The sequence below is a fragment of the Bacteroides sp. 44_46 genome (assembly GCF_001915465.1).
GTDB classification, from domain to species: Bacteria; Bacteroidota; Bacteroidia; order Bacteroidales; family Bacteroidaceae; genus Bacteroides; species Bacteroides clarus.
In genome coordinates, this window is record NZ_MNQO01000012.1 from 1 (window position 1) to 23,041 (window position 23,041).

Sequence of the window (23,041 nt, forward strand, 5' to 3'; positions counted from 1 at the left end):
AGCATATAAAACAACTACTGCACTGTTAGTAAGTTCAGAATACGTAGGCCACGACACTTTATGAACAAGTTCGTCGTAAGTTTCTTTAAAATAAGCTACTATCTTCTTCATTTTAAAAATATTAGCACGGGAGGAGAGGTTCGAACTCCCGACACCCGGTTTTGGAGACCGGTGCTCTACCAACTGAGCTACTCCCGTGTGAACATAATCAGTTCCCGACAGAATACCGGGAACTGATTAAGATATTTGGTTATTAGTCGAGAATTTCAGTAATCTGACCAGAACCTACTGTACGACCACCTTCACGGATAGCGAAACGCAAACCTACGTTCAATGCTACCGGGTAGATCAATTCTACAGTGATTTCTACGTTATCACCAGGCATTACCATTTCAGTTCCTTCCGGAAGAGTGATTTCACCTGTACAGTCCATAGTACGCAGATAGAACTGTACAAAGAACCATACCACGTTTGATTTCGTTCTTGTCGATACCACGGAGCAACAGACCTACGTTGTCACCAGCTTCACCTTGATCCAACAGTTTGCGGAACATTTCAACACCAGTTACAACTGATTTCTTATCTTCACCCAAACCAAGGATTTCTACTTCGTCACCTACGTGGATAACGCCGGCTTCGATACGACCAGTAGCTACAGTACCACGACCAGTAATTGAGAATACATCTTCAACTGGCATCAAGAACGGTTTATCAACATCACGCGGAGGCAATGGAATCCAATTATCGCAGGCATCCATCAATTCCATAACTTTTTCTTCCCACTTTTCAACACCGTTCAATGCACCAAGAGCAGAACCTTGAATGAAAGGAGTGTTGTCGCCATCGAATTCGTAAGCTGAAAGCAGTTCACGCATTTCCATTTCAACGAGCTCCAACATTTCAGCGTCATCTACCATGTCGCACTTGTTCATGAATACAACCAGTCTAGGAACGTTTACCTGACGAGCCAACAAGATGTGTTCGCGAGTCTGAGGCATCGGACCATCAGTTGCAGCAACTACGATGATAGCACCGTCCATCTGAGCAGCACCAGTTACCATGTTCTTAACGTAGTCAGCGTGACCCGGACAGTCTACGTGAGCGTAGTGACGGTTAGCGGTTTCATACTCAACGTGTGAAGTATTGATAGTAATACCTCTTTCCTTTTCTTCAGGAGCGTTGTCGATCTGATCAAATGATTTTACTTCAGAAAAACCTTTTTTGCCCAACACAGTAGTGATAGCAGCAGTCAACGTGGTTTTACCGTGGTCTACGTGACCAATTGTACCAATGTTTACGTGCGGTTTGGTACGTTCGAATTTCTCTTTAGCCATAGCTTTACTTGTTATTTATTTGATTAATAATCAGCTTTTAATAATCAGCTTTTACATCTTTATGAGCTGTTACCGGGACTTGAACCCGGGACCTCTTCCTTACCAAGGAAGTGCTCTACCGCTGAGCTATAACAGCAGGGAAACCGGAGTTGTGGGCAAAGATGGATTCGAACCACCGAAGGCGTAAGCCAGCAGATTTACAGTCTGCCCCATTTGGCCACTCTGGTATTTGCCCAATATATAGAACTCTTTTTTCCTCTACCGGAATCCTCGTATGATATATTTCAATTCTCCGACGACAATCCACTTTCTTTTGAGCCTCTTGTCGGATTCGAACCAACGACCCCGAGATTACAAATCACGTGCTCTGGCCAACTGAGCTAAAGAGGCAGGCTTAAAAAATGCAACCGCAACGTTCTAGTGTGAGCGAAACGGCTGCAAATTTAGACATTTATTTTTTACCCGCAAAATTTTAGCGGAATTTTATTTGCTCCGTTGTTTTTCCTTGTACTTAACCAGCTGTTTTTCCAAAGCCTCCAAACAAAGATCGACTGCTTCTTCAAACGTATCACAAACCTTATTTGCATAAAGTTCGCCATTTGGAACCAACACTTTCACTCCGGCTTCTTTATTTTCGGCCGTTTCCGGTTTAACTACCTTTAATGACACCTCTACTTTCTCTATATCATCGTAATATTTCTCCAATTTGGCAGCTTTCTTTTGAATAAAAGACTGCAACTGCTCTGACGCATCAAAGTGAATCGATTGAATTCTAACTATCATACTTACCTCCTTTTTCTTTAGGCCCGAGGATGAGCCTGATTATACACTTTTTTAAGTTCTTCAAAAGTAGCATGCGTATAAACTTCGGTAGTCGCCAAACTTTCGTGCCCAAGTAACTCTTTTATCGAGCCTAAATCAGCACCGTTATTGAGCATAGCCGTTGCAAAGGTATGCCTCAACACATGGGGACTTCTTTTTTTTACAGTTACTACCTTCGACAGGTTCCGTTTCACAATATATGCTACGATACTACGAGTAATCCGCCCTCCGTTCTTCCGAATAAAAAAAGCATCCGAACGAACCGGAAACGATTTATTTCGCTCATTGACATATTCCTGCATAGACCATCTTAACTCTTCATCAAAAGGTATCAGACGTTGTTTATTCCGTTTTCCCACCACTTTAATCAGGGAAGCCAAGAAATCAACATCTTTATCATCCAACCCTACCAATTCCGAAAGTCGCATGCCGGTCGCATAAAACATTTCGACAATCATACGGTCACGACACCCTTCAAATCCTTCTCCAAAGTCGATATCATCCAACAGCCTATTCACTTCGCTTTCTCTCAGAAAAACCGGAAGCGGCTTCTTTTTCCTCGGCCTCGTTATCTTCTGTAATGGATCCGACTCAACCACCCCTTTCCGCAAAAGGTATTTATAATAAGTACGGATAGAACTCAACTTTCGATTTATCGAATTAAAAGCATAACCTCTATCCATCAAGGAAGCAATCCATTCACGAACAAGTTCCGCATCTACATCCGACGGAGTTAAATCACCCAACAGTTCCTCGCCAAACTTCTGCAGTTCAAGAATATCCGTCCGGTAGAATTCCACGGTATATCTGGAATAATTCCGCTCATACAAAAGATAGTCAAGAAAAGAATCTGTCAACAACATATCGTTACATCTAAATCATGCAACGAATGTATGAAAAAGAATCCAATAATTCAAAGGAAATTACGAATTATTAATCTTCTACTTGTTGAAGTTGCTGAACGTAAACTGCACGTTCTTTCTTAAGTCTTTTAGTCACAGACGGTTTATCAAACTGCTGTCTGCTCCTCAACTCTTTAACGATACCAGTCTTTTCAAATTTTCTTTTAAATTTCTTCAGCGCTTTTTCAATGTTTTCGCCTTCTTTTACAGGTACTACAATCATTTTTTTGTTTTTAAAATTTAATGGTTTATAAAATCTCACGATCAAATTGAGCGGCAAAATTACACATACTTTCTTTATTCACAAAACTTTCGGCAAAAAAAAACGATAATCCCGATATAAAATACCTGCCTTTATTACTGGCAGCTATCAAAATCATCCGTACAAGAAGTTGCACTTGCGGCAGCGACCATAATAAAATAACCGGATCTCGTCCATAATTGAAGTAAAGTGAGTATCTTTGAAAGCACTTACCAATACCTTTATAGTATGAATTCAATAATAAACGAACGCATTACTGCCCTACGGGCACACATCGTCAAAGAAAACATACAAGCATTCATCATTCCAAGTACAGACCCTCACCTCAGTGAGTATGTAGCGCCGCACTGGCAGTCGAGAGAATGGATTTCAGGCTTTACCGGCTCTGCGGGTACGGTAGTTGTCACAGCAAAAGAGGCCGGGTTGTGGACAGACTCCCGCTATTTCCTGCAAGCCGACCGGCAAATAGAAGGAACCGGTATCGCATTATACAAAGAGATGTTACCCGAAACGCCAAGTATTCCCGCATTTTTGAGTTCGCTATTACAGAAGGGCGACACAGTGGGCATAGACGGAAAAATGTTTTCTGCCGACGAAGTGCAACATCTGCAACGGGAACTGAGGCAAAGCGGCATTCATGTAAAAAGCATCGCTGACCCCATGCAACTGTTATGGAGCGACCGACCGGCAATGCCGTTGGCTCCGGCATTTGTTTACGACACGAAGTATGCAGGTAAGAGTTTTACGGAAAAGCTGTCGGCCGTCCGAAAAAAAATGAAAGCGGCGGGTGCAGAGTCTTTATTGCTGTCGGCACTGGACGAGATAGCATGGCTGCTCAACATCCGGGGAAGTGACGTGCATTGTAATCCGGTTGTTGTAAGTTATCTGCTGATTGAGAGATACGAAATACACTATTTCATCCAGCCGCAAAAGGTCACAGCCGAATTGGCTTCATATTTCAAAGCAAACGGTATTTCCATACATGGATACAAAGAAATAGAAGATTACCTTAGCAATACTCATGCGGAAAGCATACTGGTAAATCCAGTAAAAACAAATTATGCCATCTATTCGGCGATTTGTCCCGCATGCCGGATAATCAACGGTACATCTCCCATTGCTTTACTGAAAGCGGTTCGCAATGAGCAAGAAATAATCGGAATCCACGCAGCGATGCAAAGAGACGGAATAGCATTAGTCAGGTTTTTGAAATGGCTGGAAGAGGCCGTTCCTGCAGGCAGAGAAACGGAAATCAGCGTAGACAGAAAGCTGCATGAATTCCGGGCAGCCCAGCCGCTCTACATGGGAGAAAGTTTTGACACGATTGCCGGCTACAAAGAACACGGAGCCATCGTTCATTATGAAGCCACTCCAGAAACGGACGTAGCGCTAAAACCGGAAGGTTTTCTACTGCTGGATTCCGGAGCACAATATCTGGACGGAACAACAGATATAACCCGCACTATCGCGCTCGGTAACCTGACGGAAGAAGAAAAGCTTGACTACACCTTAATATTAAAAGGGCATATCGCATTGGCAATGGCCGTATTTCCCGAAGGCACCCGCGGAGCGCAACTGGATGTGTTGGCACGCATGCCGATATGGCAGCAGCACATGAACTACCTGCATGGAACCGGACATGGAGTAGGACATTTCCTCAATGTACACGAAGGACCGCAAAGCATACGGATGAACGAGAATCCCATCCCTTTACAACCGGGTATGATTACTTCCAACGAACCGGGTGTGTACAAAGCCGGGAGTCATGGTATCCGTACCGAAAACCTTGTATTGACCGTTCCTGCGGGCAAAGGCATGTTCGACAATTACCTGAAATTTGAAACAATCACCCTATGTCCCATCTGCCGGAAAGGTATTATCAAAGAGCTGCTGACAGCAGAAGAAATCAAGTGGCTGAACAAGTACCACCAAACTGTATATGAAAAATTGGCGCCGGACTTGAACAATGATGAAAGGGAATGGTTGAAAGAAGCATGTAAAGCAATAATCACTAAATAAAATGGCACTAATAAAATCAGTAAGAGGCTTTACTCCGGAAATCGGAGAGAACTGTTTTTTAGCAGATAACACTGCTATCATCGGAAATGTAAAAATGGGACGTGATTGCAGTATCTGGTTCAGTACCGTACTGCGTGGCGACGTCAACTCCATTCGTATCGGCAACGGTGTAAACATCCAAGACGGAAGCGTACTGCACACCCTGTATGAGAAATCTACAATTGAGATAGGAGACCATGTTTCTGTGGGACACAATGTCACCATTCACGGAGCCACAATCAAGGATTACGCACTCGTAGGCATGGGTTCCACTATCTTAGACAATGCCGTAGTAGGCGAAGGTGCTATTGTAGCCGCCGGTTCGTTAGTACTTAGCAATACCGTAATAGAGCCGGGAAGCATCTGGGGAGGCGTACCTGCCAAATTCATCAAAAAGGTAGACCCTGAACAGGCTAAAGAATTAAATCAAAAGATTGCGCACAACTACCTGATGTATTCCGATTGGTATAAATAAGGCTACCTGTCATTCAGAGCGAAGCGAAAAAGCTGCTCCTTCTACATATAGAGGAGAGTAGCTTTTTCGCTTCGCTCTGAATGACAGGTAGTATAGGTTGTTCTATTGATAACAATCAATCTGCTAAAAGTTTATCATACCCAGAACCTTATCCGTAGTCCCGGCATTATCGGTTACGTAAGCTCCGGCATTTTTACCGGCTTCACGAAGGAAATCTTCATCTCCCAGCATACGGTCAAGCAATATTTTCAACTCCTCATAGCTCTTGATAGAGAACCCGCCCTTCGCTTCCAACAGATGGATGGCTTCTTGGAACTTCTGATACTTCGGGCCGAAGATTACCGGAATACCGTACACAGCAGCTTCCAGCGTATTATGAATGCCCACTCCGAAACCACCGCCGATATAGGCAATCTCCCCATAACGGTAGATGGAAGAGAGCAACCCGAAACAGTCTATTATCAGACAATCCGCCTTACGGACATTCTTCTCATCCGCACGGGTATAACGTACATACGGACGTTTCAGTTTGCGGATTATCTCCACCAAATGGTTTTCATCAATTACGTGCGGAGCAATAATCAGCTTCACTTCCGGATGCCGGTTAAAATATTCGATGAACAAATCCTCATCGGGTTGCCAGGAGCTTCCGGCAACAAAAGTCATTGTATTATTTTTAAACAGCTCAACCAGTGGCAAATCCTTGGCTTCATCCCGAATTTGAAGTACACGGTCGAAACGGGTATCACCCACTACAGTCACCTTATTGATGCCGATTTTCGACAGATAACGCTTGGAACGTTCATTCTGCACAAATATATGGTCGAAGTTACGCAGCACGTTTCTGTACGTTCCGCCGTACCATTTAAAGAAAATCTGCCCGCGACGGAAGATGGAAGACACGCTATAAACAGGTGTGCGACGCTTGTGCAACTCATCCAGATAGTTTTTCCAAAACTCATACTTGATGAAGAATGCCATGCAGGGATTCACCAAATCGAGGAACTTCTTCACATTGCGTGGCTTGTCGAAAGGCAGGTAACAAACAATATCCGCCCCCCGGTAATTCTTACGCACTTCGTAACCCGACGGCGAAAAGAATGTCAGCAAAATACGATAATCGGGATATTTGGCACGTATCTTCTCTATCAACGGACGCCCCTGCTCAAACTCGCCCAAAGAAGCCGCGTGGAACCAGATATAGCGCGCATCCTTCTCCAACTGTTGCCGAAGAAGCTCATACACCACCCAATGTCCCTTCATCATCTTCCGTGGTTTACGGCTGAAAGGAGCAGCCAGATGTACCACAATATCATAGATTATTATTGCCAAATTATAAAGCATACTATCTCAGTTAAGAATGAATAATGAAGAATGCAAACGGTATGACAAGAAATCCCTCATTCCTGATTATTTATTTCAATGTTTCGATAGCACGCTGAATACGGGAAAGCGTTTCTTCCTTGCCCAGCAACGCGGTAATATCAAACATATGCGGTCCCTTGCACTCGCCCACCACTGCCAGACGGAAAGCATTCATCACATTACCCATGTGATATTCCTTTTCCGTAATCCAACCGATTACAATATCTTCTGATGGTTTTGACGAGAAATCCGCAATGCCGCAAAGCACTTCCATAAGCTCCGTCATGATGCGCGGAGTATCTTCCGACCAGCGCTTCTTCACATCCTTCTCGGCGTATTGCCGGGGAGCGACAAAGAAGAAACGGGTTTGATCCCACAACTCTTTTACAAAATTGACGCGTCCCTTTACCAAAGAAACTACCGTAGTAAGGAATGCATCGCTATATGCATCGGGATTTACACCATTATCTTTCAGCACCGGTTTGAAAAGTTCCGCAAGTTCTTCATCCGATTTTTGAAGAATATATTCATGGTTGAACCAGATACCTTTCTTATAGTCGAACTTGGCACCCGATTTGCTGCAATGGCTCAGATTGAACAGTTTCACAAGTTCGTCCATCGACATCAGTTCCTGGTCATTGCCCGGATTCCAGCCCAATAAGGCAAGGAAGTTGATAACGGCCTCAGGCAGATAACCCGATTCGCGATAGCCCGAAGACACCTCACCCGACTTAGGATCGTGCCATTCCAACGGGAACACCGGGAAACCGAGGCGGTCACCGTCACGCTTGCTGAGCTTGCCGTTACCTTCGGGCTTCAGCAACAACGGCAAATGCGCGAAAGCCGGCATCGTATCTTCCCAGCCGAAAGCACGATACAACAGCACGTGTAACGGAGCGGAAGGCAACCATTCCTCACCGCGGATAACGTGAGAGACTTCCATCAAATGGTCGTCCACAATATTCGCCAAGTGGTAGGTAGGCAGTTCGTCTGCCGATTTATAAAGAACTTTATCGTCAAGGATAGACGAGTTTATCACTACTTCGCCACGAATCAAGTCGTTCACATGCACATCTTCATTCGGTTCTATCTTGAAACGTACTACATACTGCTTGCCCTCTGCAATCAGCGTATCCACTTCCTCTTTGGAGAGCGTCAACGAATTGCGCATCTGCATACGCGTAGAAGCATCATACTGGAAATTGGCTATTTCCGCACGCTTGGTATCCAATTCTTCCGGAGTATCAAAAGCGATGTAAGCCTTACCAGCATCCAACAGCACCTGCACGTACTTCTTGTATATTTCACGACGCTCGGACTGACGGTACGGACCATGTTCTCCGCCGAAGCTGACACCTTCATCAAAAGGAATACCCAGCCACTTGAAAGACTCCAATATATATTCTTCCGCTCCCGGTACAAACCGGTTAGAATCAGTATCTTCAATACGGAAAATTAAATCTCCTCCATGCTGACGCGCAAAGAGATAATTATATAACGCAGTACGCACACCGCCGATGTGCAACGCCCCCGTAGGACTTGGGGCAAAACGGACTCTGACCTTTCTTTCTGTCATAATCTATCTTACTTATAAATAAATTAGACGGCAAAATTAAACCTTTTTTTCCATACTATTGTTTTTTTTTTGTACTTTTCGCAAAAATTTCAACCGATATGAGTTATTTCAAAGGCAAAAACAAAGAGTTATCGTTCAGAGATTTGATATACAGGGCACTTATTTTTATAGGCACCGTCGGAATTATCGTGTACTTCCTGCCAAGGGACGGCAAGTTCAATTACCAGTTTGATATTGACAAACCCTGGAAGTACGGACAGCTGATGGCCACTTTCGATTTCCCTATCTACAAAGACGACCAAGTAGTAAAAAGAGAGCAAGACAGCATCCTGGCTTCTTTCCAACCCTATTTTCAGTTGAATAAAAGTACGGAGAAACAGGCGCTCAAAAAATTGAAAGACGATTATCAAATGCACCTGCGCGACGTCCTGCCTTCTGCCGATTACATCCGCCATATAGAAAGGATACTTTCCGAAGTATATCAGGCTGGAATACTTTCTACCGAAGAACTTGACCAATTGCACAAAGACAGTACATCCGCCATCATGGTGATAAACGACAAGCTTGCCAACCAACGGAATATCGATAAACTCTATTCCGTAAAACAGGCATACGCCTATCTCCTTACTGCCGATACCACTCACTATCATCCGAACATACTTCGGCAATGTTCTCTCAACGAGTACTTGTCGCCCAACCTCACTTACGATGCCCAGCGGACGGAAACCGCCAAGAAAGAAATCCTCGACAACTACTCATGGGCAAACGGTATCGTACTGAGCGGACAGAAAATCATCGACCGCGGCGAGATAGTGAACCAAGAAACCTACAACATCCTCGAAAGTCTGCGCAAAGAGTCCATCCAGCGTAGCGAATCCATCGGGCAGAAACGGTTGATGCTGGCAGGACAAGTATTATACGTCAGTATCTTCATGCTTTGTTTCATGCTCTATCTCGACCTTTTCCGTAAGGACTATTATAACCGCAAGGGCAGTCTCTCGCTGCTCTTCGCCCTTATCATGTTTTACTGTGTGATAACGGCCGTTATGGTGGCAAACAACATATTCAATGTATATGTCATTCCTTATGCCATGCTGCCTATCATTATCCGCGTGTTCCTCGACTCCCGGACGGCTTTCCTCACGCAGGTCGTCACGATACTGATATGTTCCATCTGCCTGCGCTATCCGCATGAGTTTATACTGTTGCAGCTTACGGCCGGACTGGTTGCCATTTTCAGTTTGAGAGAGTTATCACAACGCTCACAGCTATTCCGCACCGCCATTCTGGTAATTCTGACCTATGCAGCCGTTTACTTCGCTTTCGAACTGATAACGGAAAACGATTTATCGAAGCTGAACGGCAGCATGTACACTTATTTTGTCATAAACGGCGTGTTGCTGCTCTTTACTTACCCGCTGCTTTTCCTGGTAGAAAAAACTTTTGGCTTTACATCGAACGTTACTTTAGTGGAATTGTCCAATATCAATAACAGCTTACTGCGACGTATGTCGGAAACCGTACCGGGTACATTCCAACATTCCATGCAGGTAGCCAACCTCGCCGCCGAAGCCGCCAACCGTATCGGTGCAAAGAGCCAGCTGGTACGTACAGGCGCTCTATATCATGACATTGGCAAGATGGAGAATCCGGTATTCTTCACCGAGAACCAGTCGGGCGGTGTCAACCCACACAAGAACCTCAGCTACGAACAAAGTGCGCAAGTCGTTATCAGCCACGTAACGGACGGACTGAAACTGGCAGAGAAAAACAACCTGCCTAAAGTCATCAAAGACTTCATCACCACACATCACGGTCGTGGAAAAACAAAATATTTCTACATTTCTTGGAAAAACGAACATCCCGGTGAGGAACCTAACGACGAACTGTTCACTTATCCCGGTCCCAATCCGTTCACCAAGGAGCAGGCTATCCTGATGATGGCCGACTCCGTAGAAGCAGCATCACGCAGTCTGCCCGAATATACGGAAGAAAGCATCAGCAATCTGGTAGACAAAATCATCGATTCTCAGGTAGAGGAAGGTTATTTCAAAGAATGCCCTATCACCTTCAAGGATATAGCGACGGTGAAAGCCGTTTTCAAAGAGAAGTTGAAAACAATCTATCACACCCGTATCAGTTACCCGGAACTTAAAAAGTAAAATCTATGGAAGTAAGCGCCAAAGAACGACAAAGAGCGGAACATCTGTTGCAAAGCCAACGGATTCAGCTGCACCGGATTAAAAGTTTCAGTTTCATGAAACGGTATCATCAGGCATCGCACAAGGATGTCCCGACAGGAAAAGATAAATATGGTCCGGGAATATTCGTTTTTCATCTGAAAGACAAACAGGATAAAGTATTATATCTGCCGCCTTTCAAGCATCCTTCATCCCTCGTCCGTTTTTTGGTATCTCAAGGAATACCTTTTACCAACTACACCCCGCATGAACGAAGTACGGACTTTCTTCCCGCAACAACCTACCAGCGTCCCTCGCTGTATATGTTCTGGTTCTTTATATTATTCCTTATGTTTTTAATATTGGGGTACTACTCCATCAGCGGTGACGTATGGTGGGGATTCATTCCGGCCATACTGTCTTTCGGATTGAGCCTTTTCTTCATCTGTATGCTAATGACCCGTTTTTGCTATTTGTCATTGGACAATGAAGCCCTTACCGTACACAGCGTAGGAAGGACAATCCGCTACCCCTATGCGGAATTGCGGAAAGTAAACTTCGATTTTGCCCGAGAGCAGACATTTACCCATATCATGGAACTGCTTGATAAAGATTACCGTTACCGCCTTTTTTACATCGGCAGGGTTTCAAGAAAGAAACTGAATGAAATAGCCGAACGGTTACAACAAGTCGGAGTGGATGCAACGTGCAGCCTCAACGACAACAAACGCTTTTATCAGGATAGAGACATTGATTGGCTATCGGATGATTAGTGATTGACAACCGGCGATTATCCATTGCTCCCAACCATCTCGAGTAGTCCCGCACAAGCATCTTCCAATACATCGAGCACATATTCAAAACCCTCGGCCCCACCATAATAAGGGTCGGGAACGTGGTCAGCATGAGTAAACTTCGTGCAATATTCCGTCATGCGATGTATCTTTTTCCACGCTTCGACAGAAGGGGCACGGTCTTTCAAATCATCAATATTGCGGTCATCCATTCCGATGATTAAATCGAAATCATAGAAATCATCCGTACATACCGGACGGGAGCGATGCGTTAGGTCGTAACCACGGCGAGCGGCATGAGCACGCATCCTACTATCGGGCAGTTCTCCCTGATGATAGGAAAGAATACCCGCCGAATCGATAATAAACTCATCTTCACGCCCGGCCTGTTCAATCAGTTGTTTCATTACACCTTCCGCCGAAGAAGAACGGCAGATATTACCCAAACACACAAACAATATCTTAGTTTTTCCTTTGGTTTGCAACATATTACATATATCAATCATTACTCCCTACATCGGGTCTACGTCATAATACACTATCAGCGACTTGAAGCGGTCTTCCATAACCATCTCTTTCTGCACCTGTATCAGTAACTCCCGAACATGCGCCATAGGAGCTTTCGTTTCAATCTTCACAACGATTTTACGGATAAACAAGGTTTGCACACGTGCCACAGGCGGTTTGTCCGGTCCCAACACCCGATTGCCGAAAATGGCACGCAACTTACCCGCCATCGTCTGCGCCATTAAGTCAAGCAAAGTCTCATTACGATTCTTCAAATACACATACACAAGACGATAATAAGGGGGATAATGGAACATTTGTCGTTCGGCAAGCTGTCCGTCCACCATACCTTCGTAATCATTGGCTATTACTTGGGGAATGATAAGATGGTCGATGCTTTTGGTTTGCAGCACTACCCTACCCCGTTTGTTCTTCCGTCCTGCACGTCCCGCCACTTGAGCCATAAGCTGGAAAGCACGCTCATAGGCACGAAAATCCGGATAATTCAACATAGTATCGGCATTCAGAATGCCCACTACACTTACATGGTCGAAGTCCAATCCCTTGGAAACCATCTGCGTACCGATAAGAATATCTGTCTTTCCTTGTTCAAAGTCTGCAATAATACGCTCATAAGCAGCACGCGTGCGGGTTGTATCCAAATCCATACGGACAACGGTAGCTTCGGGAAACAGAAGTTTGATGTCACCCTCTATCTTTTCCGTACCAAAACCTCGGTTACGCAAATCCGCACCCTCACAGGCTGGGCAGATGCGAGGCAGTTGATAGGTATATCCACAATAATGACAGGTCAACTGGTTTAGTCCTTTATGATATGTCAGGCTGACATCGCAATTCTTACATTTGGGAACCCAGCCGCACGTATGACATTCTATCATCGGGGCAAACCCTCTGCGATTCTGAAACAGGATAATCTGTTCTTTCTGTTCCAACGCTTCACGGATATATTGCAACAACAAAGGAGAGAACGGGCCGTTCATCCGCTTCTTGCGTTGCAGTTCCTTTATATCCACCGAAATAATCTCCGGCAACTGTATTTCCTTATACCTTTCTTTCAGTTCCACCAATCCATACTTACCGGACATAGCGTTATACCAGGTTTCGATGGACGGGGTTGCCGTACCCAATAAAGTCTTGGCACCATACAGCGCAGCCAGCACAATAGCGGCATTACGCGCATGGTAGCGGGGTGCAGGGTCTTGCTGTTTATAAGTGTTTTCATGCTCCTCGTCCACAATAATCAGACCCAGATTGCGGAAAGGCAAAAATACGGAAGAGCGTACTCCCAGGATAATGTCATACCCGCCGTCCGAGAGTTGCTTCTGCCAAATCTCCACCCGCTCGGCATCAGGAAACTTAGAATGATAGATACCGAGACGGGCTCCGAATACCCGTTGCAGACGTTCGGTAATTTGTGTCGTCAGGGCTATCTCCGGCAACAGATACAACACTTGCTTTCCCTGACGGATAGTTTCTTCTATCAGATGAATATAAATTTCCGTTTTTCCGCTGGATGTAACCCCATGCAGCAGGCAGACATTCTTAGTCTGAAAACTCTCCGCAATATCATCGTGAGCCCGTTGCTGATGCTCGTTCAAAGGATTTAAAGGGAATGTCGCTTTGGTTAAAGTGGTATTCAGTCTGCCAACCTCCTGCTGATAAACCTCAAAAACTCCGCGCTCCACCAATCCGTTGAACACAGCGGGAGTAGCGGAAGCCCGCTGTAAAAGCTCTTTCTTGGTGACTTCTTTCGGTGTTTTGCCCAAACAACCGGAGAGCTCTATATATTTCATCAGCAAATCCAACTGTTTGGGAGCACGGCGCTGCAATTCATCAAAGAAAAAGTGCAGACGTCGTTCGTTGCTTGCCGCTTCAGTCAAGCGCACGCGAGTTTCTGTCTTGGGCTTATAGGTACGCTTCAACTCTTCCTTTACAAAAATAGCTTCCTTGTCCAGCAAGGCCTTTATCACAGACAGGATATTCTTGATACCGCTCTCTTTTTCCAATTTCGTAACGCACTGTTCGGGTTCTGCAGAAAGCAGGTCCAGTATCTTCCGTTCTCTTTCCGGCAACTGCACATCCGATTCAAAATCGGGATTGTACTCCACCATTGTCTCACTCTCTAATTTCAGACCGGATGGAAGAGCCGCTTTATAGACATCACCCTGAGTACAGAGATAATAATCCGACAGCCATTCCCAAAACCTGAATTGTTCGGACAACAGGATAGGATGTGCATCCAGCAGAGCACTCACTTCCTTTACCTCATATTCGGTCGGTGCGGAATAATGTATGTTCCGCACAATGGCCGTATAGTACTTCTTTCGTCCGAAAGGCACTACTACCCGACAGCCAATCTGTACTTCCCCTGCCATATCTTTCGGTAGTAAATACGTAAAACTGCTATGCAGAGGAAGGGGCAATATGACATCTACAAACTTTTCCATTGCAGCGACAAAGATAACGTAAAAAAATGGCGTTGCCAATCAAAATCGACAACGCCATCCAAAGATAGTCTCGTTATATCCTTAGAACAGGTAAGCTGCGGAAATCTGCCAAGTCTTATTCTTTGCACCAATAGCCTTACCTGCATTCTTCCAAGTGAATGAGTCTCCGCAAGGAATCGTATAGTTGAAACCAATCTGCAAATGCTGAATCAGCTTCACACCTGCACCTACATTGATGCCCACTTGGGCCTTTTTACTCTCTATCTTATTTCCCCCCTCAAAGTTCTTATCACCCTTAAAGTTGAAAAAGAAGTCCGGACCGGCAGCAACATAAATGCCCAGCATACTGCCCAAGCCGATAGAATATTTCAGATTGACAGGTATGTCCAAGCCAGCTTGCTTCATATCAATACCTTCCGTTTTATCACCTCTTTGAGAATACAGCAAAGCACCGTCCACACCTAAACCAACAATGGGAATCGTTACTTCCGCCATAGGGCCGAAAAAGAATCCGGTAGAATTATCTTTCATCCCTTCGAGTTTAAGTTTCGACAAGTTCACACCACCTTTGACACCAAACTTAAGCAATTGAGCCTGAGCCGGTATAGCCACTGCCAAACAGCATATAGCTATCATAAAAACACTAAAGATCTTTTTCATAATTCAATATGTTTAAATAATCGGGACAAATATATGTAAATTATCCCTAAAAAGAACAGTTAGCATTCCAAATTGTTCATGCAGAGATGACAATCACAGTATCGGCAAATTATTTAGCAGCACTCATACAAACACCTACCGGCAAAGGGAGAGAGCGGCATTAGTGCTGTGTACCCGCAAAAAATATAAAATTAATAATTATCTTTGCATTCGGAGAATATCTTCTTATTCGGATTCGGCTAACACATTATGATAAAGATTAGAAAAACAGACATCACAGAGCTCAATACCCTCATGGACATCTTCGAGCAGGGAAAACACATCATGCGCAAAGACGGGAACATGAAACAGTGGACCGGCGGCTACCCCACCGAAGAAATTATCAAGAAAGATATCGAAAACGGAAACAGCTATGTATGCCTCGATGAAGAACAGAATATCGTAGGAACTTTCGCCTTTATACAAGGAAACGACCCTACCTATGTGCAAATCTACAACGGTGAATGGATAGACGATATCCGCCCGTATGGCGTTATCCACCGTCTGGCAAGTACGGAAGACAGTAAAGGCATAGCATCCGCCTGCCTGCAATGGTGTTACCGCCAAATACCCAACTTGCGTGCCGATACCCATCGCGATAATCATATCCTGCAATATATCCTCAAGAAACACGGCTTCCAATATTGCGGCATCATCTACTTGCTGAACGGAGACGAACGGCTGGCTTTCCAGAAACTGTAAAGGCAGGATAAGTAAATTCAAATAATCATAATCTCTCAAACATTCCATACAGGACATTTGTAATAATGCCGAACAATTTCCGTCAAGGAAGATAAAACAAAATTCTGTATGAAGAAAGATTATGAAACAATGACAGTCGGCGAGATTGTTGCCGACAATTTCGGTAATGCCGAAGTATTCGATAAGTATGGCATCGACTTTTGCTGCCACGGTTCTATTCTTTTGCCCGAAGCCAGCCAAAAAGCGGGAGCGGATATGGATGAGATTATCAAAGACATTGAGAACCTTGCTCCGATAACTACCGAAAACATCGACTTCAAGAATTGGCCGCTGGACTTACTCGCAGATTACATTTTGAAGATACATCACCGCAACATCCGCAAGAACGGACCGAAGATACAGGAACTGCTCGACAAAGTATGTAAGGTACATGGCGAAAATCATCCTGCACTATACAATGTGCAAGTGTTGCTCCGGCAATCGCTTTCCGATCTCAACCAACACCTCGACAAGGAAGAGCTGGTATTGTTTCCATACATCTACGAAATGGTGAAAGCCAAACTTGACGGTGCCACAATCCCTGAATTTCACTGCGGCAGCATCCAGGATCCCATATCCGTAATGATGTCCGAGCATGATACCGAAGGTGAACGTTTCCGCCACATCGAGAAACTAACAAACGGATATTCTGCTCCGGAAGATGCCTGCAACAGCTACCAATTGGTATTACAACAACTCAAAGCGTTTGAAGCCGCCCTGCATCAGCACATCCATTTGGAAAACAACATCGTTTTCCCGCGTACCATACAACTGGAAACGGAATTACAAGAGCATCCATGACGCAAATCAGAATCAAACGAGTATATGAAGCCCCCGATGCGGCAGACGGTTATCGTGTATTGGTAGACCGCCTGTGGCCTCGCGGTATAAAAAAAGAACATCTGAAAAGTGATGTATGGGAAAAGGACATCACTCCTTCCGCCAAACTGCGTAAATGGTTTCACGAAAATACAACGGAACATTGGGAAGACTTTGCGAATATGTATCGAACGGAATTGGAAGGCTCGGATACCGTACGGCAATTTATGGAAAGAATAAAAACGTATGACACCGTAACCTTATTGTATGCATCAAAAGATCCCATACGCAATCACGCGCGCATCCTTCAGCAGTTTCTTTCGGCTCACATGGCCTAACGAACGATATACTTCTTTTTCAGTTCTTCCACACCGGTTCCGGTAAAATACTCTTCCACGAAGTCCCAACGCTGTTCGTCCGTCAGAGCATCGGTACCGAAGAAAGAGGAAAATAAATCTATCTGCTCCTCAAAAATACGCTCGTTGGCATCCAAAATGAGATTGTGATATTCATTGGAATCCGCCAATTGTTGCAGAAGCTCCGGATTGTCGAACCGGACGTGTACGCAGGGGGTACCACCACCCTCTACACTGAACGAAAGGCAGTCGAGCATGGAAAGGAGATTGAGCAGCATATTCAAATCGGAGAACGGAGTGCAGTAGAACTGTAAACGCGCGCCCTTATTGCCTGTGATACGTTGGGTAAACAGCTTTTGATAACGGGACAAAAGCAGGTCGAAGCCTTTGATTACAGTAAATGAAAGCTCATTCGAGTCTTTCTTCTTGATACTGCTGATATAGCTTACGCTACGTCCCTCTTCGGTGCGGCTTTCCAATAGCGAACCGATGAAACGCTTGGCAGACGGCACATCCATGCCGTGCTCGGCAAATACCGCACGCAGTTCTTCTTCATCGAAACGTCCTTTCGATTTCAGCAAAGCCGTCTTCAGCATCGTCACCAAATTCTTGAACAAAGCGTCCATACGCTGTCGGATAATCGTTGCATCTTCTTTCAGCAGAACTTCGTGCTTACCCACGGAGACGGCACGGGAACCTTCCCACAAGGTACCACTATTCAGTTTCTGTTTGAACTCTCTATATCCCAACTCGGGAAAACACTCTTCCCAAAGAGTATCCAGACGGGCTCGATAGACGTCTTCTTCACCTTCCACTCTTGTAAGATAGCTCTGAAACTCGCGTGCAAAGGTATCACCAGTCTTATCCTGAACGTAACCCTCTGCCAACAGATTTTGCGGACTGACTTCCAACAAATGCGTTCCGTACCGCTGCGACAAATCATCTTCCAACCACAGTAAAGCGGTCTTAATAAGTTGTCCCAGTTCGGCCTCATACTCCAGTTTGTTCTTGGTACGCGGCAACTTCACCACAAACTCAAAGTCGGACAGGGAAACAAGAATTTCCTTTTTCTCTCCTTTCATCCGATATACTTCCATGAGCTTTTTCAGAATCAGCTCCAACTGTTCCTGTGCAATATTACCGGTTTGATGCAGACGTTTCATATAATAAAAGTCACGCTCGTGATAGTCAGTGGCGGCAATGCCTTGAACATCCGCATCACGGGCTGCACGGCCTATTTCCTGAATGTAATCGACAAACGTACCCGAAGGCGCTACGTGGTAGACACGATCAATATCGCTGATGTCCACACCCATGCCGAAAGCTTTTGTGGCGACAATCATCCGCTTCATGCCCTCTTTAAAATCCTGCACAATGGCGGCTTTCTGCTCTTTTTCTTTCTTACCGTAATAGGAAGCTACCCAATGCCAGTCGGCAGAGCGTACCCAAGTCTTTATACGCATATCTATACTACCGGCAAAGGGATAGTAAAGCAGGGTTTTATGCCCGTTGAGGAAGTCTTCCACACGTCCGGATATGACGCGCTGCTTACCTTTATCGTAGGTTTCCCCCTCTTCCAATGTGAGCTGTCGGATATCGAAACCGATATTCTTACGCTTTACCGTACCGACATAAAGCACGCAAGGCTCCATCTGTAGGGAGCGGATCGTCTCGAATACCATATCATTGCCCCCTTTGGGATTCCACACGGCAGTGGCGGTCAAGGCAAACAACGGGAATGTATAACCTAGGTTCTGCTTCAAAGCACTTAAATAGCGCCCCAGAAACCAATAGTCCACACGGAACTCTTTACCCCAGGTGGTTACCGTATGCGCCTCATCGATAACTACCATGCCAATACGGCGATTGCCGACAAAATGTTTGATGTCGTAGGAGAGCAACAACTCTGGCGAAAGATAAAACAGGTCAATTTCTCCCTCACGCACCGCCCGATAAACCTCCATCTTCTGCTCCGGTGAAAGGTCAGAAGATGCATACGCCACACGTTCATAACCCAAGTCTTGCAAACCTTCTACCTGGTCTACTATCAGTGCCTTCAAAGGAGAAACAACAATGGTTAGCAGATTATATTCTTTTCCCAGATAGATAGCCGGGAGTTGGAACAACAGAGATTTACCCGAACCCGTTGGGGCGGTCAGCAGAATATTATCCGGTTGCACTTCTTTCCGCGCCTTTTCCGCCTCACGGATTACATTTTCAATCAGTTGCCCTTGAGAGATGCAGAGTGTTTCCCTGCTTTTAAACAAATCATCGTAAATTTCAAGATTACGAAAGCGGTCGTAACCATAGGTTTCTTTCAAAAGTTCCGTTATACTCTGCCGACAGTCTTCGGGCAAATGGCGTTCTTTTAATTCGGGCAAACGGCATGCCTCTCCTGTTTGTGTCATCATCAATACAATGGGGATTAAAAAGAAAAAAGATAGTATCCCAGCCATAGCAAAGGCCTTCGTACTACCTCTTTCTATAATTTGTCTTATCCGTAAACCGATGGATAAGATTCAATCAAAGCGTATTAATACTCCTCTTCGTTGAAGAAGAAATCTTCTTTGCTGGGATAATCAGGCCAAATATCTTCAATACTTTCATAAATCTCGCCTTCATCTTCCATTTCTTGCAGATTCTCAATAACCTCAAGCGGAGCGCCCGAACGCATGGCATAATCTATCAGTTCGTCCTTAGTTGCCGGCCAAGGGGCATCTTCCAATTTAGATGCTAATTCCAATGTCCAATACATAGTTTCTAAGTATTAAAATTGTGAATATTAATTCCTATCTTTATTTTTCGGCAAAAGTATAACAAAATATTTCACTTGCAACTATTATTCCAAAATATTTCTTCTTTTTCCGCGTCTTGATTCATTTTTCGTGAAAGAACAAACAAATAGTCAGACAAACGGTTGACATAGGCTAATAATTCTGAAGAAATGTCTACCTGCTCCGCCAAAGCAAGAATGCGGCGTTCAGCACGACGGCAAACGGTGCGACAGATATGACAAACGGCAGCCCCACGACAGCCGCCCGGAAGGATAAAAGAGGTCAGCGGAGGAAGCGTATCATCCAAACGGTCTATCTCATATTCCACCGCTTCCACTTGTTCCGGGGTGGTAATACTCACTTCATGGAGTTTGGTCTTTTCACGATCTGTCGCAAGGTAAGAACCTATTGCGAACAATTTATCCTGTACTTGTCGTAAGAACTGTTTGTCACGCTCATCGGAAAGATAGGTAATGAGAAAACCCAAGTTAGAGTTCAGTTCATCTACCGTGCCGTAGGTTTCAAGGCGGATATGAGTTTTGGAAACACGGGTACCACCCACAAGGGAGGTTGTTCCCTTATCTCCGGTTTTTGTATATACAAGGCTCTTTTTCATAATAGTCATTTTTCCTTTGAAACGCCTAAAGGTAATCAAAAGTTGACAATATAGTCCTGTTTTATCTTGGTTTTATCAAAGAATATAATGCCGAGGTCATAAAGGTCGAAAGTAATACCAACCTTTTCGTGTTGACTGATACATTTCCAAACAGCACGCATCCGAGATGTATAACGGATACCTTCGATTACAAAAACGGATGTTTTAGTAGTACGGGAAATACAGATACGGAATACTTCTTCTACAAATTCCGGGCGACGGTAATCGTGCAAGTATAGAAAATCGACAGGAGCGCCACTCTCCAGAAAAAGTTCGGACAACTCGGAAGCGGCTGTATAATCCGCCCCCTCCTTAGCGGCTTTCAGATAAAGAGAAGAGGCTGACTGTCTGCCGGCATCCACAACTGTAGTCGGTTGTGCGTAATTCACTAAACGGAATAGAAGCCGCTTTACTTTTAAGGATTCGTAACTCCACGTACGATCTTTCTGCGGCGCAAGCTTCTTTTGTGCGGTTACCAGCTCCTCATACTTATAATAAGGAGTGGATTCATAGATAACGTGTGTTATCAAATTAAAAGCGAAAGGTGAATGTACCCCGTAACCGCAACGGTGGCGGAAGCGATACAGCCAAATGAAAGGACGTTTCAGCGCAAGTAATATACGGTTCATCATAAATTGATTCTTTATTACGTTGCAAAAATACAGAAAAACCGGAAATGGAAGCTAATCACACACCTTTCCTTTAATAACCATACCCGTACCGGATGAATAATTTTCCTGAACCGTCAGAGCAACATTCTTTCCGTCAAAATGAAAGACGAGGTCAAGAGCTGATACCCAATTGACATAATGCACTTTCAGTTCAAGCGTTTTTGATGCCGGCCAAGCATAACTTCCTGCCACCCGAAAAGGGCCTTCGATACCGCAGAAACGTCCTTTTGGGATAATAGAATAAGGAGGATAAGCCTTTATTACTGCCATTTGCCATTGTTTATAACCGAACAGCAGGTCGTAAGTATTATCATTCATTTCCGTTACTGTCATTACAACTTCTCTTGGTTTGAAATTCAGAGTAAGGGATTGCCAACCGAATTTATTCTGTTCGAGAGTGATACGTTTGCCGTTATATATCTGTGCTTCGGGGGATATTGTCTTACCTTGCACAAAAGGGAGCCGGCAGGATTGTTGTTTCTTTTGCAGCTGTCCATAAGCCTTGCCGACTTTTAAGGGGGTGTCAGTCACTTCAGGCAGCAAACGGTTCCACACCAACCTACGTTGTGCACGACCGTTGGTCCGTGTACATTCCGTTATAACCACTACCATATCCTTATCCGGGATAATCAGGATATATTGCCCGAGTGCTCCATCGGCACGCACAGCTCCGGGATATTCGCAAAGCCACATCTGATAACCGTAATCATCTCCTAAAGTAGACATCTGCTTGGTCATCATCTGCTCTACCCATGATGCAGGGAGTAGCTGCCTGCCTTTCCACATTCCACGGTTTAACAAGAGTTGACCGAACTTGGCCAACGATTCACTTTGGATATAAAGTCCCCAACCACCTGTATTGTAACCTTCGGGACTGATTTCCCACGCCACTTCCATGATATTCATCGGATTGAAAAGTTTCAGTTTCAGATAATCCAGCAGGGTCATCCCCGTTACTTTTTGTACAATGACAGAAAGCAGGTAAGTGGCTATCGAGTCATACTCAAACTGTTTGCCGGGTTCTCTGACTGGTTTTGCAAGAAACGTACGTATCCAGTCCGTACAAATATTACGCATATTCCAGTCCGCAGCAATACCGGAAGTCATGGTCAGCAAGTCGCGCACGGTCATAGCTGCCAAATTGGTCGAAATTGTATCAGGCAATGATTCCGGGAAAAAGGTAGCAACACGGTCTGTCAAGCGCAGACGATTGTCCGCAACAGCCAGTCCTACCGCAGCGCTGACAAAAGTTTTGGAACAGGAATACATCGTATGGCTATACTCAGGCGCAAAGGGAGCCGGATAAATCTCCGCAACCACCTTGCCATAACGCAGTACCATGACACTATGAATTTCGGTTTTTGGAAGTAACATCAAAGAGTCAAATAAGGCAGTAACGGCTTGTGAAGGAATACCCTCCGCCTCAGGCGTGGAGCGTGGCAGTTCATTAACTTGTGCAGAAAGCGTAAAAGAATACAGTAAGCAGAAAAGCGACAAAAAAGAGACGATTTTATTCCTCATGACAATAATCGGTAATTCGTTGAACAAATAATGCAAATGTACAGTATCTACATACGAAAGAC

At 44.7% G+C, this 23,041-nt stretch carries 21 protein-coding genes, 4 tRNA genes and 1 pseudogene; 7 read left to right on the forward strand and 19 right to left on the reverse strand.

The features are described from left to right. From secE to rpsU, 9 genes and pseudogenes are all read right to left on the reverse strand, one after another. The coding region (gene secE, locus BHV73_RS14695) for a preprotein translocase subunit SecE (RefSeq protein ID WP_353681445.1) at positions 1-111 on the reverse strand (111 nt) is incomplete at its 3' end. A 14-nt stretch (positions 112-125) separates the two neighbouring features. Next, positions 126-198, reverse strand: a tRNA-Trp gene (locus BHV73_RS05030). Positions 199-253: 55 nt separating this feature from the next. Beyond that, positions 254-1,334: pseudogene (gene tuf / locus BHV73_RS05035) on the reverse strand (elongation factor Tu). Positions 1,335-1,398: 64 nt separating this feature from the next. Then, a tRNA-Thr gene (locus tag BHV73_RS05040) sits at positions 1,399-1,470 on the reverse strand. A gap of 16 nt (positions 1,471-1,486) precedes the next feature. Further along, a tRNA-Tyr gene (locus BHV73_RS05045) sits at positions 1,487-1,569 on the reverse strand. Between the two features lie 81 nt (positions 1,570-1,650). Continuing rightward, positions 1,651-1,724 (reverse strand) — tRNA-Thr (locus BHV73_RS05050). 93 nt (positions 1,725-1,817) lie between these two features. After that, a complete protein-coding gene (hpf, locus tag BHV73_RS05055) occupies positions 1,818-2,117 on the reverse strand; it encodes a ribosome hibernation-promoting factor, HPF/YfiA family (protein WP_087412071.1) in 300 nt (99 codons plus the stop codon). A gap of 17 nt (positions 2,118-2,134) precedes the next feature. Next, positions 2,135-3,019: a site-specific tyrosine recombinase/integron integrase gene (gene xerA / locus BHV73_RS05060; protein ID WP_087412072.1), complete on the reverse strand. Its 885-nt coding sequence runs from the start codon at positions 3,017-3,019 to the stop codon at positions 2,135-2,137. A 70-nt stretch (positions 3,020-3,089) separates the two neighbouring features. Beyond that, on the reverse strand, positions 3,090-3,281 hold the full coding sequence (gene rpsU / locus BHV73_RS05065; RefSeq protein WP_002558090.1) for a 30S ribosomal protein S21: 192 nt from the start codon (positions 3,279-3,281) through the stop codon (positions 3,090-3,092). A 267-nt stretch (positions 3,282-3,548) separates the two neighbouring features. Between rpsU and BHV73_RS05070 the strand changes: the two genes are divergently transcribed. After that, on the forward strand, positions 3,549-5,339 hold the full coding sequence (locus BHV73_RS05070) for an aminopeptidase P family protein (RefSeq protein ID WP_087412073.1): 1,791 nt from the start codon (positions 3,549-3,551) through the stop codon (positions 5,337-5,339). Between the two features lies 1 nt (position 5,340). Continuing rightward, entirely contained in the window at positions 5,341-5,853 is a 513-nt protein-coding gene (locus BHV73_RS05075) for a gamma carbonic anhydrase family protein (RefSeq protein ID WP_087412074.1), read from the forward strand. Between the two features lie 123 nt (positions 5,854-5,976). Here the strand turns inward: BHV73_RS05075 and BHV73_RS05080 are convergent, their stop codons facing one another. Further along, on the reverse strand, positions 5,977-7,197 hold the full coding sequence (locus BHV73_RS05080; RefSeq protein WP_087412075.1) for a 3-deoxy-D-manno-octulosonic acid transferase: 1,221 nt from the start codon (positions 7,195-7,197) through the stop codon (positions 5,977-5,979). Positions 7,198-7,267: 70 nt separating this feature from the next. Continuing rightward, positions 7,268-8,794: a glutamate--tRNA ligase gene (gene gltX, locus BHV73_RS05085; protein WP_087412076.1), complete on the reverse strand. Its 1,527-nt coding sequence runs from the start codon at positions 8,792-8,794 to the stop codon at positions 7,268-7,270. Positions 8,795-8,892: 98 nt separating this feature from the next. Here gltX and BHV73_RS05090 point away from each other — a divergent pair, with 98 nt between their 5' ends. Then, a complete protein-coding gene (locus BHV73_RS05090) occupies positions 8,893-10,956 on the forward strand; it encodes an HD family phosphohydrolase (protein ID WP_022217665.1) in 2,064 nt (687 codons plus the stop codon). 5 nt (positions 10,957-10,961) lie between these two features. Next, positions 10,962-11,747, forward strand: coding sequence for a hypothetical protein (locus BHV73_RS05095; protein ID WP_022217664.1), 786 nt, complete (start codon positions 10,962-10,964; stop codon positions 11,745-11,747). Between the two features lie 17 nt (positions 11,748-11,764). Here BHV73_RS05095 and BHV73_RS05100 read toward each other — a convergent pair whose 3' ends face one another. From BHV73_RS05100 to BHV73_RS05110, 3 genes are all read right to left on the reverse strand, one after another. Beyond that, entirely contained in the window at positions 11,765-12,274 is a 510-nt protein-coding gene (locus tag BHV73_RS05100; RefSeq protein ID WP_009122232.1) for a low molecular weight protein-tyrosine-phosphatase, read from the reverse strand. Between the two features lie 6 nt (positions 12,275-12,280). Next, the gene (gene priA / locus BHV73_RS05105) at positions 12,281-14,743 is read right to left on the reverse strand and encodes a replication restart helicase PriA (protein WP_087412077.1); all 2,463 of its coding nucleotides are present in this window, start codon (positions 14,741-14,743) and stop codon (positions 12,281-12,283) included. 81 nt (positions 14,744-14,824) lie between these two features. Then, the gene (locus BHV73_RS05110; protein WP_022217662.1) at positions 14,825-15,403 is read right to left on the reverse strand and encodes a porin family protein; all 579 of its coding nucleotides are present in this window, start codon (positions 15,401-15,403) and stop codon (positions 14,825-14,827) included. 249 nt (positions 15,404-15,652) lie between these two features. On the opposite strand from BHV73_RS05110, the gene BHV73_RS05115 reads away from it, so the two are divergent. The 3 genes from BHV73_RS05115 to BHV73_RS05125 all read left to right on the forward strand — a co-directional run bounded on the left by BHV73_RS05115 (position 15,653) and on the right by BHV73_RS05125 (position 17,340). Continuing rightward, positions 15,653-16,144 carry an N-acetyltransferase gene (locus tag BHV73_RS05115; protein WP_087412078.1) on the forward strand — a complete coding sequence of 164 codons (492 nt, stop codon included), beginning with the start codon at positions 15,653-15,655 and terminating at the stop codon, positions 16,142-16,144. Between the two features lie 108 nt (positions 16,145-16,252). Continuing rightward, entirely contained in the window at positions 16,253-16,984 is a 732-nt protein-coding gene (gene ric / locus BHV73_RS05120; protein ID WP_022217660.1) for an iron-sulfur cluster repair di-iron protein, read from the forward strand. Then, positions 16,981-17,340, forward strand: a complete 360-nt coding sequence (locus BHV73_RS05125) for a DUF488 domain-containing protein (protein ID WP_087412079.1) — start codon at positions 16,981-16,983, stop codon at positions 17,338-17,340. Before ric ends, BHV73_RS05125 begins: the two co-directional genes overlap by 4 nt. On the opposite strand, the gene BHV73_RS05130 is transcribed toward BHV73_RS05125, so the two are convergent. The 5 genes from BHV73_RS05130 to bas-suc all read right to left on the reverse strand — a co-directional run bounded on the left by BHV73_RS05130 (position 17,337) and on the right by bas-suc (position 22,979). Then, positions 17,337-19,769, reverse strand: a complete 2,433-nt coding sequence (locus tag BHV73_RS05130; protein WP_087412080.1) for a DEAD/DEAH box helicase — start codon at positions 19,767-19,769, stop codon at positions 17,337-17,339. The two genes, BHV73_RS05125 and BHV73_RS05130, sit on opposite strands and share 4 nt — an antisense overlap. A 122-nt stretch (positions 19,770-19,891) precedes the next feature. Continuing rightward, on the reverse strand, positions 19,892-20,113 hold the full coding sequence (locus BHV73_RS05135) for a DUF2795 domain-containing protein (protein ID WP_002558131.1): 222 nt from the start codon (positions 20,111-20,113) through the stop codon (positions 19,892-19,894). A gap of 71 nt (positions 20,114-20,184) precedes the next feature. After that, complete coding sequence (locus BHV73_RS05140) at positions 20,185-20,748, reverse strand: cob(I)yrinic acid a,c-diamide adenosyltransferase (RefSeq protein WP_022217657.1); 564 nt, start codon at positions 20,746-20,748, stop codon at positions 20,185-20,187. Between the two features lie 35 nt (positions 20,749-20,783). Further along, the gene (locus tag BHV73_RS05145) at positions 20,784-21,416 is read right to left on the reverse strand and encodes a hypothetical protein (RefSeq protein ID WP_087412246.1); all 633 of its coding nucleotides are present in this window, start codon (positions 21,414-21,416) and stop codon (positions 20,784-20,786) included. A 54-nt stretch (positions 21,417-21,470) separates the two neighbouring features. Further along, positions 21,471-22,979 carry a 3-succinylated cholic acid synthase gene (gene bas-suc, locus BHV73_RS05150; protein ID WP_118466972.1) on the reverse strand — a complete coding sequence of 503 codons (1,509 nt, stop codon included), beginning with the start codon at positions 22,977-22,979 and terminating at the stop codon, positions 21,471-21,473. Positions 22,980-23,041: the final 62 nt, after the last annotated feature.

Coding starts and splice junctions, on each gene's coding strand:
- BHV73_RS05140 (WP_022217657.1), bottom strand. CDS start 20,748: ATGAAAAAGAGCCTTGTATATACAAAAACCGGAGATAAGGGAACAACC.
- BHV73_RS05110 (WP_022217662.1), bottom strand. CDS start 15,403: ATGAAAAAGATCTTTAGTGTTTTTATGATAGCTATATGCTGTTTGGCA.
- BHV73_RS05080 (WP_087412075.1), bottom strand. CDS start 7,197: ATGCTTTATAATTTGGCAATAATAATCTATGATATTGTGGTACATCTG.
- BHV73_RS05090 (WP_022217665.1), top strand. CDS start 8,893: ATGAGTTATTTCAAAGGCAAAAACAAAGAGTTATCGTTCAGAGATTTG.
- priA (WP_087412077.1), bottom strand. CDS start 14,743: ATGGAAAAGTTTGTAGATGTCATATTGCCCCTTCCTCTGCATAGCAGT.
- bas-suc (WP_118466972.1), bottom strand. CDS start 22,979: ATGAGGAATAAAATCGTCTCTTTTTTGTCGCTTTTCTGCTTACTGTAT.
- rpsU (WP_002558090.1), bottom strand. CDS start 3,281: ATGATTGTAGTACCTGTAAAAGAAGGCGAAAACATTGAAAAAGCGCTG.
- xerA (WP_087412072.1), bottom strand. CDS start 3,019: ATGTTGTTGACAGATTCTTTTCTTGACTATCTTTTGTATGAGCGGAAT.
- BHV73_RS05145 (WP_087412246.1), bottom strand. CDS start 21,416: ATGAACCGTATATTACTTGCGCTGAAACGTCCTTTCATTTGGCTGTAT.
- BHV73_RS05135 (WP_002558131.1), bottom strand. CDS start 20,113: ATGTATTGGACATTGGAATTAGCATCTAAATTGGAAGATGCCCCTTGG.
- BHV73_RS05070 (WP_087412073.1), top strand. CDS start 3,549: ATGAATTCAATAATAAACGAACGCATTACTGCCCTACGGGCACACATC.
- BHV73_RS05115 (WP_087412078.1), top strand. CDS start 15,653: ATGATAAAGATTAGAAAAACAGACATCACAGAGCTCAATACCCTCATG.
- BHV73_RS05130 (WP_087412080.1), bottom strand. CDS start 19,769: ATGATGACACAAACAGGAGAGGCATGCCGTTTGCCCGAATTAAAAGAA.
- BHV73_RS05100 (WP_009122232.1), bottom strand. CDS start 12,274: ATGATTGATATATGTAATATGTTGCAAACCAAAGGAAAAACTAAGATA.
- hpf (WP_087412071.1), bottom strand. CDS start 2,117: ATGATAGTTAGAATTCAATCGATTCACTTTGATGCGTCAGAGCAGTTG.
- BHV73_RS05095 (WP_022217664.1), top strand. CDS start 10,962: ATGGAAGTAAGCGCCAAAGAACGACAAAGAGCGGAACATCTGTTGCAA.
- BHV73_RS05075 (WP_087412074.1), top strand. CDS start 5,341: ATGGCACTAATAAAATCAGTAAGAGGCTTTACTCCGGAAATCGGAGAG.
- ric (WP_022217660.1), top strand. CDS start 16,253: ATGAAGAAAGATTATGAAACAATGACAGTCGGCGAGATTGTTGCCGAC.
- gltX (WP_087412076.1), bottom strand. CDS start 8,794: ATGACAGAAAGAAAGGTCAGAGTCCGTTTTGCCCCAAGTCCTACGGGG.
- BHV73_RS05125 (WP_087412079.1), top strand. CDS start 16,981: ATGACGCAAATCAGAATCAAACGAGTATATGAAGCCCCCGATGCGGCA.